This window comes from Candidatus Microbacterium phytovorans (assembly GCA_029202445.1).
Classification (GTDB): domain Bacteria; phylum Actinomycetota; class Actinomycetes; order Actinomycetales; family Microbacteriaceae; genus Microbacterium; species Microbacterium phytovorans.
In genome coordinates this window covers 558839-570995 of the sequence record CP119321.1, presented here as the reverse complement: position 1 = coordinate 570995, position 12157 = coordinate 558839, and the positions used below count along the sequence as shown (strand labels likewise).

General features: G+C 68.5%; 13 protein-coding genes. 4 read left to right on the top strand and 9 right to left on the bottom strand.

Going from position 1 to position 12157, the window contains the following annotated elements; genetic code table 11:
- Positions 1–8 precede the first annotated feature (8 nt).
- The 3 genes from P0Y48_02695 to P0Y48_02685 all read right to left on the bottom strand — a co-directional run bounded on the left by P0Y48_02695 (position 9) and on the right by P0Y48_02685 (position 5309).
- Positions 9–500, bottom strand: coding sequence for a peptide deformylase (locus P0Y48_02695; GenBank protein ID WEK14137.1), 492 nt, complete (start codon positions 498–500; stop codon positions 9–11).
- The gene (locus P0Y48_02690) at positions 500–1840 is read right to left on the bottom strand and encodes a MinD/ParA family protein (GenBank protein WEK14136.1); all 1341 of its coding nucleotides are present in this window, start codon (positions 1838–1840) and stop codon (positions 500–502) included. Before P0Y48_02690 ends, P0Y48_02695 begins: the two co-directional genes overlap by 1 nt.
- Before the next feature lie 61 nt (positions 1841–1901).
- Entirely contained in the window at positions 1902–5309 is a 3408-nt protein-coding gene (locus P0Y48_02685) for a pyruvate carboxylase (GenBank protein WEK14135.1), read from the bottom strand.
- A 112-nt stretch (positions 5310–5421) separates the two neighbouring features.
- Here P0Y48_02685 and P0Y48_02680 point away from each other — a divergent pair, with 112 nt between their 5' ends.
- Positions 5422–6231: a ParA family protein gene (locus P0Y48_02680; GenBank protein WEK14134.1), complete on the top strand. Its 810-nt coding sequence runs from the start codon at positions 5422–5424 to the stop codon at positions 6229–6231.
- Between the two features lie 76 nt (positions 6232–6307).
- Here the strand turns inward: P0Y48_02680 and P0Y48_02675 are convergent, their stop codons facing one another.
- From P0Y48_02675 to P0Y48_02665, 3 genes are all read right to left on the bottom strand, one after another.
- Positions 6308–6853 carry a MerR family transcriptional regulator gene (locus P0Y48_02675; GenBank protein WEK14133.1) on the bottom strand — a complete coding sequence of 182 codons (546 nt, stop codon included), beginning with the start codon at positions 6851–6853 and terminating at the stop codon, positions 6308–6310.
- Between the two features lie 97 nt (positions 6854–6950).
- Positions 6951–7628, bottom strand: a complete 678-nt coding sequence (locus tag P0Y48_02670; protein WEK14132.1) for a MerR family transcriptional regulator — start codon at positions 7626–7628, stop codon at positions 6951–6953.
- Positions 7625–8107, bottom strand: a complete 483-nt coding sequence (locus tag P0Y48_02665; protein WEK14131.1) for an FHA domain-containing protein — start codon at positions 8105–8107, stop codon at positions 7625–7627. The genes P0Y48_02670 and P0Y48_02665 overlap by 4 nt, the downstream gene beginning before the upstream one ends.
- Before the next feature lie 178 nt (positions 8108–8285).
- On the opposite strand from P0Y48_02665, the gene P0Y48_02660 reads away from it, so the two are divergent.
- Positions 8286–8639 (top strand): hypothetical protein, encoded by a 354-nt coding sequence (locus tag P0Y48_02660; GenBank protein WEK14130.1) that lies wholly within the window; start codon positions 8286–8288, stop codon positions 8637–8639.
- 24 nt (positions 8640–8663) lie between these two features.
- On the opposite strand, the gene P0Y48_02655 is transcribed toward P0Y48_02660, so the two are convergent.
- A complete protein-coding gene (locus P0Y48_02655) occupies positions 8664–9077 on the bottom strand; it encodes a hypothetical protein (protein WEK14129.1) in 414 nt (137 codons plus the stop codon).
- 117 nt (positions 9078–9194) lie between these two features.
- Between P0Y48_02655 and P0Y48_02650 the strand changes: the two genes are divergently transcribed.
- Positions 9195–9740 (top strand): copper resistance protein CopC, encoded by a 546-nt coding sequence (locus tag P0Y48_02650; GenBank protein WEK14128.1) that lies wholly within the window; start codon positions 9195–9197, stop codon positions 9738–9740.
- Positions 9741–9749: 9 nt separating this feature from the next.
- Positions 9750–11150 (top strand): dihydrolipoyl dehydrogenase, encoded by a 1401-nt coding sequence (gene lpdA, locus P0Y48_02645; protein WEK14127.1) that lies wholly within the window; start codon positions 9750–9752, stop codon positions 11148–11150.
- Between the two features lie 129 nt (positions 11151–11279).
- On the opposite strand, the gene P0Y48_02640 is transcribed toward lpdA, so the two are convergent.
- Positions 11280–11927, bottom strand: coding sequence for a CYTH domain-containing protein (locus P0Y48_02640; GenBank protein WEK14126.1), 648 nt, complete (start codon positions 11925–11927; stop codon positions 11280–11282).
- Positions 11924–12151, bottom strand: coding sequence for a response regulator (locus P0Y48_02635; protein WEK14125.1), 228 nt, complete (start codon positions 12149–12151; stop codon positions 11924–11926). The genes P0Y48_02640 and P0Y48_02635 overlap by 4 nt, the downstream gene beginning before the upstream one ends.
- Positions 12152–12157 lie beyond the last annotated feature (6 nt).

Here is a 12157-nt window from a genome sequence, read left to right as displayed (position 1 = left end):
GACGGGGCTCAGAACCAGTCGGACTCGCGCACCTCGCGCATCGCGACCTTGCGCGTGGCCGGGTCGAGCCGTTCCAGATAGAGCATGCCGTCGAGGTGGTCGGTCTCGTGCTGTAGCGCCTGTGCGAACAGACCGTCGCCCTCCAGCACGAGTTCGTTGCCGTCGAGGTCGATGCCCACGACCTTTGCGTGCGGGTACCGGATCGCGTCGTGCCAGAGTCCCGGCACCGAGAGGCATCCTTCGCCCGTCGGCCGCGGCTCACCCGACAACTCGACGATGACCGGATTGAGCACGTAGCCGATGACGCCGTCGACGTTGTAGCTGAAGGCGCGCACGCCGACCCCGATCTGAGGCGCGGCGACCCCCGCGCGTCCCGGCAGTTCCACGGTGTCGAGCAGATCCTGCACGAGCGCTCGCACCCCGTCGTCGATGGACTCCACGGGCGCCGAGGGCGCGCGCAGCACGGGGTCGCCGAAGAGGCGAATGGGACGGACGGACATCAGGCGGATGCCAGGATACGCAGGCCCTCGACGACCGTCGCGGCCAGTTCGCGGGCAGCCTGGCGGGTCGCGGGCTGCAGGTCACGGAAGGAGACGGCGCTGCCGGCGGCCAGGTGCGGGTCGTACGGCATCCGCACCACCGTGCGCACCCGGGTGCCGAAGTGGGCTTCCAGTTCCGACGCGCGCACGAGCGGGGTGCCCGGGCGGGCGGTGTTGAGTACCACCACCGCGTTACGCACCTGGTCCTCGTAGCCGTTCGTCTCCAGCCACGTGAGCGTCTCGGATGCCAGCCGCGCCTCGTCGACGCTGAGCCCCGCCACCACGACGAGCACATCGGCTAGCTGGAGGGTGGCCTCCATCACCGAGTGCACGATGCCGGTGCCCGTGTCGGTGAGGACGATCGAGTAGTAATGGGCGGCGACGGATGCCACGTCGTGATAATCGCGATCGTTGAACGCCTCGGACACGCGCGGATCGGCGTCGGACGCGAGCACGTCGAGTCGCGTCTCGTCGCGGGCCACGATGGAGGAGAGATCGTTGAACCCGACCACTTCCCCGCGCACACGTACGAGATCACGGACGGTCTTGCCGCTGACGCGACCGATGCGATCGGCGAGCGTACCGCGATCGGGGTTGGCGTCGATCGCGATCACGCGGTCGTCCCGCGCGTCGGCCAGGGCCATGCCCAGGAGCGTCGAGACGGTGGTCTTCCCGACGCCACCCTTGCGCGAGAGAATCGGCACGAACTTGGCTCCGCCTCCCAGCGGCGCCGCGATACGACGGTCGAGCTCCTTGCGGGCGCGGGCGCGCTTGCCGTCTCCCAGGTTCACCCGGTGACCCGTGACCGAATACACGAAGTGCTGCCACCCGCCCTCGGGCTCGGGTCGCACGACGTGAGCGGGGTCGAGCAGGCGGTCGGCGGTGAGAAGGTCGGAGCTCTCGCGTCCGCCCTCGAGCTCGCCCAGCCGGCGCGACTGCAGAGGAACGTCCGCCGTGCGCGTGTGGACCCGCTCGACGGCGTGCTTCGCGTCATGGTCGCCGAGGTGATGCGCCTCGCGTCGGCTGATCGGTTGCGGGCCCGTGCCGGGGTCGACGACGAGCTCCGCATCGACGGTGTCGACCGGGTTACTCGACCGGTCGACGAGCAGGTCGTCGGCCTCCGCGAGCAGTTCCTCCTCGGTGAGGAGATCGTCCTCGTCGGCCGTCAGCGACGGCAGGTCGACGTCGACCTGTGCGGTCGAACCGCCGATCAGGCCGATGCCGGCGGTGTCGATGCTGCCGGTGGTCAGCACCCCGTTTTCGAGCTCGTCGGGCGTCTCGTCTTTGCGCTCAGGCGTCACTGCTGTTCACTCCAGATAGATCCCCAGGTCGCGGGTGCATGTCGCGGCCCAGGGTGCCAGGCTACTCGGCGGGTCGCAGGACGACCAAAAGATCACCCGCTTCGACCTGCGCCGTCGTGGGGATCACCACCCGCTCCACGACCCCGTCGACGGGTGCGGTGATGGCCGCCTCCATCTTCATCGCTTCGATGGAGGCGACGGGCTGTCCCGCGCTGACAGCGTCGCCGACACCGATCTTGAGGGTCACGACGCCCGAGAACGGTGCCGCCACCTGCCCCGGTCGTGACGTATCCGCCTTCTCCGCCTGTCGGCCTTCGACGGCGATGCTGCGGTCGCGCACGAACACCGGGCGAAGTTGCCCATTGAGCGTCGTCATGACGGTGCGCATGCCCTTGTCGTCGGCCGCGCCGATAGCCTCGAGGCCGACATACAGCTGCACGCCGCGCTCGATCTCGACGACGTGCTCGGTACCCGGGGTGAGGCCGTACAGGTAGTCGGCCGTCTCGAGCACGCTCAAGTCGCCGTAGGTCGCCTTCACCTCGCGGTAGGTCTTCGTGGGCGCGGGGAACAGCAGCTCGTTGAGCGTGCGACGACGGGTCGCGGGATCCGCGGCCAGCGCCGCCTGGTGTGCGGTCGAGATCTCGGTCACCCCGATCTTCACCTCGCGCCCGCGCAGCACCTTCGTCCGGAACGGCTCCGGCCACCCGCCCGGGAGATCGCCGAGCTCGCCGGCCATGAAGCCCACCACCGAATCGGGCACATCGTACTTCTCCGGGTTCGCCGCGAAGTCGGCGGGGTCGGCCTTCACCGCGGCCAGGTGGAGTGCGAGGTCGCCGACGACCTTCGATGACGGCGTCACCTTCGGCACCCGGCCGAGGATGTCGTTGGCCGCGGCGTACATGTCCTCGATGAGCTCGAAGTCGTCCGCGAGTCCGAGTGCGATGGCCTGCTGCCGGAGGTTCGACAGCTGTCCGCCGGGGATCTCGTGCGTGTACACGCGGCCGGTCGGTCCCGGCAGACCGGACTCGAAGGGGTGGTACAGGTGACGCATCGCCTCCCAGTACGGCTCGAGATCGGCGACGGCGGGCAGGTTCAGTCCCGTGTCGCGGTCGGTGTGCGCGAGCGCGGCGACCAACGCCGACAGCGACGGCTGACTGGTGGTTCCCGCCATGGGAGCGGCCGCGGCATCCACGGCATCCGCGCCCGCGGCGCTCGCCGCCAGCAGGGTCGCGAGCTGCCCTCCCGCGGTGTCGTGCGTGTGCACATGGACCGGAAGGTCGAACCGGTCCCGAAGAGCGGAGACCAGCGTCGCGGCCGCACCGGGGCGCAGCAGTCCCGCCATGTCCTTGATGGCGAGGATGTGCGCGCCGGCGTCGACGATCTGCTCCGCGAGTCGGAGGTAGTAGTCGAGCGTGTACAGGTCCTCGGTGGGATCGAGGAGATCGCCCGTGTAGCAGAGTGCGACCTCCGCCACGGACGTGCCGGTCGCGAGCACCGCATCGATCGCGGGGCGCATCTGGGAGACGTCGTTGAGGGCATCGAAGATGCGGAAGATGTCGACCCCGGATGCCGCGGCCTCCCGGACGAAGGCATCCGTCACGGCGGTCGGGTACGGGGTGTAACCGACCGTGTTACGCCCGCGGAGCAGCATCTGGATGGCGACGTTGGGGAGAGCCTCCCGCAGTGCGTCGAGTCGCTCCCACGGGTCCTCGCCCAGGAAACGAAGGGCCACATCGTACGTGGCGCCGCCCCAGGCCTCCACCGAGAGCAACTGCGGCGTGAGTCGCGCGACATACGGCGCGACTGTCACGAGGTCACGCGTGCGCACCCGGGTCGCCAGGAGGGACTGGTGCGCGTCGCGGAAGGTCGTCTCGGTGACGGCGAGAGCCGTCTGAGCACGCAGTGCCGCGGCGAAACCCTCCGGGCCGAGCCGCTGGAGACGCTGGCGCGACCCGGCCTGCGGCTCACCGGACAGCGCGATCGCGGGCAGCTTGGACGCGGGTGTGATCGAGATCGGATTCTCGCCGTGCGGCTTGTTGACCGTCACGTCGGCCAGCCATGCCATGATCTTCGATCCACGGTCCTTCGATTCCCGTCCCTTGAGCAGCTGAGGACGCTCGTCGATGAACGCCGTGCTCAGATCGCCGACCACGAAGGCGGGGTCGTCGAGCACCTGCTGGAGGAAGGGGATGTTGGTCGACACCCCGCGAATCCGGAACTCCGCCAGCGCTCGCCGCGACCGCACCACAGCGGCCTCGAAGTCACGCCCACGGCAGGTGAGTTTCGCGAGCATCGAGTCGAAGTGCGGGCTGACCTGTGAGCCCGCCGCCGTGGTGCCGCCATCGAGACGGATACCGGCGCCGCCGGGCGATCGGTATGTGGTGATCTTGCCGGTGTCGGGGCGGAAGCCCTGGGTCGGATCCTCGGTGGTGATGCGGCACTGGAGGGCAGCTCCGCGGAGACGGATCTGCTCCTGACGGAGACCCAGGTCTTCGAGGGTCTCCCCCGCGGCGATCCGCATCTGAGACTGCACGAGGTCGACGTCGGTGACTTCCTCGGTGACGGTGTGCTCCACCTGGATGCGCGGGTTCATCTCGATGAAGACGACCTCACCGGTGCGCGGACCGGCCGTCTCGAGCAGGAACTCGACGGTGCCCGCATTCTGGTAGCCGATCGACTTCGCGAACGCCACCGCGTGATGGTGCAGGGACTCGCGGATCTCGTCGGAGAGGTTGGGCGCCGGCGCGATCTCGATCACCTTCTGGTGGCGACGCTGCACGGAGCAGTCGCGCTCGAAGAGGTGAACGGTGTGACCTGTGCCGTCGGCGAGGATCTGCACCTCGACGTGGCGCGGACGCTGCACGGCCTGCTCGAGGAACACGCGGGCGTCGCCGAAGGCGCTATCCGCTTCCCGCATCGCCTCGGCCAGCGCGGGCGCCAGCTGCTCAGGCGTCTCCACGCGCCGCATCCCCCGTCCGCCGCCACCCGCGACGGCCTTCACGAAGATCGGGAACCCGATCTCCGGTGCCTGCGCGACGAGCGCGTCCACATCGTCGGACGCGGGCGTCGACCGCAGCACGGGCACACCGGCCGCAATCGCGTGCTCCTTCGCAGTGACCTTGTTGCCAGCCATCTCCAGCACGCGCGACGGCGGGCCGATGAAGGCGATCCCCGCGGCGGCAGCCTCGGCGGCGAGCTCGGGGTTCTCGGACAGGAAACCGTACCCGGGGTAGATGGCATCCGCACCGCTCTCCCGGGCGACCCGGATGATCTCCGACACGTCGAGGTACGCGCGGACGGGGTGACCCTTCGTGCCGATCTCGTAGGCCTCATCGGCCTTCAGGCGGTGCAGGGAGTAGCGGTCTTCGTACGGGTAGACGGCGACGGTGCGAGCACCGAGTTCGAAGGCGGCACGGAAAGCGCGGATGGCGATCTCTCCGCGGTTCGCGACCAGGATCTTTCGGAACATGCTCACCTCACGTGGGATGACCGGGGCGTTCACGTCATCGGACGCCGGATGCCGGGAGGCGCCGGAGCGCCTGAGTGTCCTCACAGCCTAGGGGACGGTAACGTAGTGCCTCGTGCACGTACTCTCCGTCAGCTCTCTCAAGGGCGGGGTCGGCAAGACGACGGTGACCCTCGGACTCGCCTCGGCGGCGTTCGCCCGAGGTGTCCGTACCCTCGTCGTCGACCTCGACCCGCAGTCCGACGTGTCGACGGGGATGGACATCCAGGTCGCGGGTCGACTGAACATCGCCGACGTGCTGGCGAACCCGAAGGAGAAGGTCGTTCGCCAGGCGATCACCTCCAGCGGCTGGGCGAAGGTGCATCCCGGCACGATCGACGTGATGATCGGCAGCCCGTCGGCCATCAACTTCGACGGTCCGCACCCGAGCGTGCGTGATGTCTGGAAGCTGGAGGAGGCGCTCGCGACGATCGAGGCCGACTACGACCTCGTCCTCGTGGACTGCGCCCCCTCGCTGAATGCGCTGACGCGCACCGCGTGGGCGGCGAGCGACCGCGTCATCGTCGTGACCGAGCCCGGCCTGTTCTCTGTCGCGGCCGCCGATCGCGCACTCCGCGCCATCGAAGAGATCCGTCGCGGACTCTCGCCGCGGCTGCAGCCGCTGGGCATCGTGGTCAATCGCGTCCGACCGCAGTCGATCGAGCACCAGTTCCGCATCAAGGAGCTCCGCGACATGTTCGGTCCCCTCGTACTATCCCCGCAACTGCCCGAGCGCACCTCGTTGCAGCAGGCGCAGGGCGCCGCGAAGCCGCTCCACATCTGGCCGGGAGATTCCGCCCAGGAACTCGCCGGCGATTTCGACGCGCTCCTCGACCGGGTCATGCGCACGGGCCGTATTCCGTCGGCTGGCGAAGCACGCGCGTAACGACCTTCGTTCAGAGGCGAAGCGTCGACGTTCGCCGATGGCCGCCTCGAAATGAAGCGATCGAATCGCGTGAAGGTCAGGCGGACCGCACGGCGCGACGCGCCGCGAGCTCGTCGACGGGGTCGGGCGCCTGCGGGTCGAACTCCAAGAGCGTCGACTCGACCTCGTGGAGGACCTTGCCCACCGCGATGCCGAACACGCCCTGTCCGCGGCTGACGAGGTCGATGACCTCGTCGTTCGAGGTGCACAGGTAGACCGAGGCGCCGTCGCTCATGAGCGTGGTACCCGCCAGATCACGGATGCCGGCAGCCCGGAGCTGCTCGACCGCCGTGCGGATCTGCTGCAGGGAGATGCCGGTGTCGAGAAGGCGCTTGACGAGCTTGAGCACGAGGATGTCGCGGAAACCGTACAGGCGCTGCGATCCCGAACCCGACGCGCCTCGGACCGTGGGCTCCACGAGTTCCGTGCGCGCCCAGTAATCGAGCTGGCGGTACGTGATGCCCGCTGCGCGGGCGGCGACTGCACCGCGGTATCCGACTTCGTCGTCCATCTGCGGGAGGCCGTCGGTGAACAGCAGATCAGTCATGAACTGCGGCTCGCCGATCGCGTCATGCGCGGTCATTTCGCCTCCTACGTCGGGTTGTCAGTTCCACGCTAGATGAGGGATGCTCACCCGGCAACGACATCGGGCCGTGTCGCCTCGGCGTGTCGCGCTGCGGTCAGGGGGTCAGACGCTCGAGCGCCGTCTGAAGAATGCCGGCGCGGAGCTCATCGAGTCGACGCACGAGCTCGGGCGCGAGTTCGTGCGCACGGCCGCGAGAAGCGGCATCCGCCTTGCGGAGGAGCGGCGCGAGGGCGTTCTCCACGAGCGCGACGTCGCGCTCGGCGGCTTGCCTCAGACTGCGGAGATGGCGCGGCTGGATGCCGTGCGCATCGAGTGCGACCAGCGAACGCAGCATCGACAGTGCCCTGTCGTCGAAGCTGTCGCCGGCGGGAATGAGGCCCGCACTGATCGCATCGGTGAGGAGCCCCGCCGACGCGCCCGAGGCGGCCAGCATCTCGTCGCGCCGATGCCGACGCGCGGTCTGAACGATCGAGGCGGGCATGGACGAGAGGTCGCCGGAGGGGTCGTCGAGGTACTCGCGAATGCGAGCGAGAGGGATGCCGTAGTCGCGCTGCATCGTGAGCGTGGTGCGCAGTCGCTCGACGTCCACGGGTGAGAACTTGCGGTACCCCGATTCGGTGCGGACGGGCGTGACGATGCCCTGAACCTCGAGATAGCGGAGCTTGCTCGCGCTGAGGAGGGGGAACTCGGGGGTGAGTCGGGCGAGCACCTGGCCGATGCTGAGGTGACCCGCGGACGTCGAACGTCCGCGGGGAGCAGTCGCAGGGCTCACCCGGCCGACTCGCGATCGGCCGGCGAGGCGAAGAAGTTGAGACGGAACTTGCCGATGCGCAGTTCCGCGCCGTTCGCCAGGACCGCGCGATCGACGCGCTCTCCGTTGACGTACGTGCCGTTCAGCGAGCGCTGGTCGACGAGTTCGAAGGTCGCGCCGGTGCGCGTGATCTCGGCGTGACGACGAGACACGGTCACGTCGTCGAAGAAGATGTCGGCTTCCGGGTGGCGACCCACCGTCGTCACGTCGTTGTCGAGCAGGTAGCGAGCCCCCGCCGTGGGGCCGGACCGCACGAGCAGCATCGCGGAGCGCGACGGAAGCGCCGAGATGGCCTCCAGTTCGACCTCACTGAGGTCGCTGCCGAAGGGGATGAAGGACAGATCGGAGTCGTGCCCGAACGTCTGGGTCGTGTCTGACGACACACGCTGCGGCGACTCGGCTTCTCGCCGGATCTCGTCGGGGCGACGGTTCTCGTCCACGCTTTCCTCCTCCTCATTCACCCTAACGGATCACCATGCTCACGGAAGATCAGATCCGGGCACCGAACCACCCCGGGCACGGGCGATCGGATTGTTTCCCCCCATTTCTTCGGCTGCGACGGGGCGACGGGTGTTCGCCTAGCCTGTCGGAAACCGCGCCCCACGACAAGGAGTTCCCGTGTACGCCCCGCACAACCGCCTCACGCCCGCACCGGTGCGTCAGGATGCGCCGTGCATGTGCGCCCACGGCGGAGCGTGCTCGTCGTTCGCTCCCGGGCACGCCGTCCACCTGATCCAGGCGCGGCTCGTATCGGCGACGCCGGCGCAGTGGCAGGACGCGATCGTGACGACGGTGGAACGGAGCACCGGCCGAATCGTCCTTCACCGGCTGTCCGACGAGGCCGACCTGGAGCTGTGGAACGGTGCCGGCATCGTGGATGCCGTCGTCCCCGGCGCTCCGGTCGCCTACCACCCGCGCCACCACGCGGTCCACGCCGCCGGACGCGTGTTCAACGTCGCGCCGTTGGAGTGAGCAGCGTTGCGCTGACGAGACGTGTCACGCCACGGACATGGCATCCTTCATCGCCATGCACGCGTCCATGCACGCCTGACACGCGTCGGCGCACATCTTGCACACGGGGCTCATGTCCGCGTGCATCATGCACATGTCCATGCAGGCCTGACACATCGCGATGCAGGCGTCGAGCATCGCCATCATCACCGGCGCGGTCATGCCGGACATCCGCATCATGGCGCGCATCATCGTGTTGCACATGTCGGCGCAGTTCGAGCAGGCCGGTGCGCAGTCCATGGGACGCCCGTCCATCATCTGGGCGGAGCACACCGTGCACGCCTGCTCGCACGCCGCGCACGCGTCCATGCACGCTTGCATCAGCGCCATGTCGAGGTCGGGCATGCCTTCCATCGACATCATCTCCGGCGTCATGGCATCCCGCATCATGGCGTCCATTCGACACCCCTGTTCCCTCGACGGCGCGCCCGGACGGCGCGCACCTGCCGCCATGGTAGGCCCGCATGCGCTCTGGCGACAGGGCGTGCAATGCCCGGCTTCGGTAGGCTGGATCGGGTGACAGTCGAGCGCCTCCGTCCCCGTATCCTCGCCATCTTCGGGGCCCTCGCCGCCCTGCTCCTCGTCGGTGTCGCGGCGCCGGCGTCGGCCCACGACGAACTCGTCGGGTCCGATCCCGTCGCGGACGCGGTCGTCGAGACCCTGCCCGATGCGCTCACTCTCACCTTCAGCGGAGTGCTCCTCGCGGGCGACGGTGCGACGGAGGTCGTCGTGACGGATGCCTCTGGCACCGACCTCACTGCGGGAGAACCCGTCCTCGACGGGGTGCGTGTCTCGCAGCCGCTCTCGGGCGACGCCTCCGGCACCGTGGAGGTCGCGTGGCGCGTGGTGTCCAGTGACGGCCACCCCATCTCGGGCGAGTTCGCCTTCTCCGTCGGCGCCCCCTCCTCTCCCGGTGACGGTGAGACGCCCGCACCTCCGTCGCCGTCCGAGGGCGCCGGCGACGGGCTGCTTCCGGTGTGGATCGGGATCGGCGTGATCGCCGTCGCGGGAGCCGTGGTCGCCTTCGCCGTGACGAGGAGACGCCCCTCCCGCGAGGACTAGGCTGGAGGCATGCCTCATTACAACGTCGTCGTCCTCGGTGCCGGCCCTGGTGGGTATGTCGCAGCGGTCCGCTCCGCGCAGCTCGGACTGTCCACCGCCATCATCGAAGAGAAGTACTGGGGAGGCGTCTGCCTCAACGTCGGCTGCATCCCCTCGAAGGCGCTGCTGAAGAACGCCGAGATCGCCCACACGCTCAAGCACAAGGCCGAGTTCTTCGGCATCTCGGGCGAGTTCTCTCTCGACTACGGCGTCGCCTGGGACCGCAGCCGCGACGTGGCCGATGGCCGCGTCAAGGGCATCCACTACCTGATGAAGAAGAACAAGGTCACCGAGTACGAGGGCCGCGGCTCGTTCACCGGGCCCAAGGCGATCTCCGTGACCAAGAGCGACGGTCAGGTCGAGGAGGTCACGTTCGACAACGTGATCATCTCCACCGGCTCGACCGTGCGCCTCCTCCCCGGCGTGACACTGAGCGAGAACGTCGTCACCTATGAGGAGCAGATCCTCTCGCGCGAGCTCCCCGGCTCGATCGTGATCGTCGGCGCGGGCGCAATCGGTATGGAGTTCGCGTACGTCATGTCGAACTACGGCGTGAAGGTGACGATCATCGAGTTCCTCGATCGCGCCCTCCCCAACGAAGACGCCGACGTCTCGAAGGAGATCGCGCGTCAATACAAGAACTACGGCATCGACCTCCTCGTCTCGACGAAGGTGGAGTCGGTGGTCGACGCGGGCGACAAGGTCACCGTCACCTACACCGACAACAAGAGCGGTGCACAGGGATCCATCGAGGCCGACAAGGTGCTCATGTCGATCGGCTTCGCCCCGCGTGTCGAGGGCTTCGGTCTCGAGAACACGGGTGTCGCACTGACCGACCGCGGAGCCATCGCGATCGACGAGTTCATGCGGACGAATGTCGAGGGTATCTACGCCATCGGGGACGTCACCGCCAAGCTCCAGCTGGCCCATGTCGCCGAGGCGCAAGGCGTCGTCGCCGCCGAGACCATCGGCGGTGCGGAGACGATGCCGCTGGGCGACTACCGGATGATGCCGCGAGCGACGTTCTGCTCGCCGCAGGTCGCGTCCTTCGGTTACACCGAGGCCCAGTACAAGGAGACCGGCCGCGAGTACAAGGTGGCCACGTTCCCCTTCATGGCGAACGGCAAGGCGCACGGCCTCGGCGAGCCCGTCGGCTTCGTGAAGCTCATCGCCGACGCCGAGCACCTCGAGCTCGTCGGCGGCCACCTGATCGGGCCGGACGTGTCGGAGCTGCTCCCCGAGTTGACCCTCGCGCAGAAGTGGGACCTCACGGCGCTCGAACTCGCCCGCAACGTGCACACGCACCCGACGCTGTCCGAGGCGCTGCAGGAGGCCTTCCACGGCCTCGCGGGCCACATGATCAACTTCTGATCGATCGCCCTCTGACCAGATTGCATTTGACTGCATAGGTCGACGGAGTACGCTGAGCCTCCACCACTGACGCCGCCCCGACGAAGCCGGGGGCGGCGTCAGTGCCGTTCTGAGGTCTGAGCGACGACGTCAGACTCCGAGTGCTCGGCCCAACTTCGACCCGGATGCCGAGACCGAACCGCCGACCGCCGACACGAGCACATCGGCGGCCGAAAAGAGTGCGTGCCGTCCCTCGTCGTCGGTGGGGGCGGCCGGCCCGAGCTCGAGCTCCCACTCGCGCCAGTGCGTCTCGGTGCCTCGACGCGCGTCAGTCGCCGACACCCGGTCGTCGACGAACTCCGCGACGAGGTCGCCCCGCTCGTCCCGCAGCGCATACGCCGTGCGCTCGTTGCGTATCCGCGCGACCATCGAGAGCTCACTAAGGCCGTCGAAGCCGTGCTCACCCACGAGCGACGCCGCCACGGCATCCGGCACGACGATCTCTGCGTCTGCCGCCGCATCGTCGAGCGGCCACCTCGCTTCGTGCTTTCCTTCGGGCGTCGCGTGCTTGATGTGCCAGCCCTCGTCGGGGCCCCCCGTGCGGCGCCGCAGCGCCACGGCCGAGCGTCCGAGCCGGCCGTCGTCAGTATCGAGATAGCGGGCATCGAGCGACCTGCGTTCCGGCACGCCGACCGAGATCACTCCCGGAAGCCCGCGCCAGTCAGGGATCGCCGTGTCGTCGTCGACGTCGTACTTCCGCTCGATCTCGAGCGAGCGCTCGGCGTCGCCGCCGGTCACTCGTCCCGGCTGTCGGGGTCGGGATCGATGTCGTCCTGAGCCTCGAGGTAGTGGAAGTCGGACGAGGTGGGGCCGTCGCCTTCTCCCGTGTGCTCGGGAGCGCCACCGCGTTCGTAGACCACCTGGGTCTCGCTGTAGGGAAGGATCAGACGATCCTCCGTCGCGTCGTCGATCGGGATGACCTGCCCGTCGAGCGGGCCTCCGTGCAGCCGTGCAATGGCCATGATGAC

What these genes read in the sequence shown, in the direction of transcription:
- P0Y48_02695 (WEK14137.1), bottom strand. Translation starts at nt 500, where the DNA reads ATGTCCGTCCGTCCCATTCGCCTCTTCGGCGACCCCGTGCTGCGCGCG.
- P0Y48_02685 (WEK14135.1), bottom strand. Translation starts at nt 5,309, where the DNA reads ATGTTCCGAAAGATCCTGGTCGCGAACCGCGGAGAGATCGCCATCCGC.
- P0Y48_02675 (WEK14133.1), bottom strand. Translation starts at nt 6,853, where the DNA reads ATGACCGCGCATGACGCGATCGGCGAGCCGCAGTTCATGACTGATCTG.
- P0Y48_02655 (WEK14129.1), bottom strand. Translation starts at nt 9,077, where the DNA reads ATGGACGCCATGATGCGGGATGCCATGACGCCGGAGATGATGTCGATG.
- lpdA (WEK14127.1), top strand. Translation starts at nt 9,750, where the DNA reads ATGCCTCATTACAACGTCGTCGTCCTCGGTGCCGGCCCTGGTGGGTAT.
- P0Y48_02635 (WEK14125.1), bottom strand. Translation starts at nt 12,151, where the DNA reads ATGGCCATTGCACGGCTGCACGGAGGCCCGCTCGACGGGCAGGTCATC.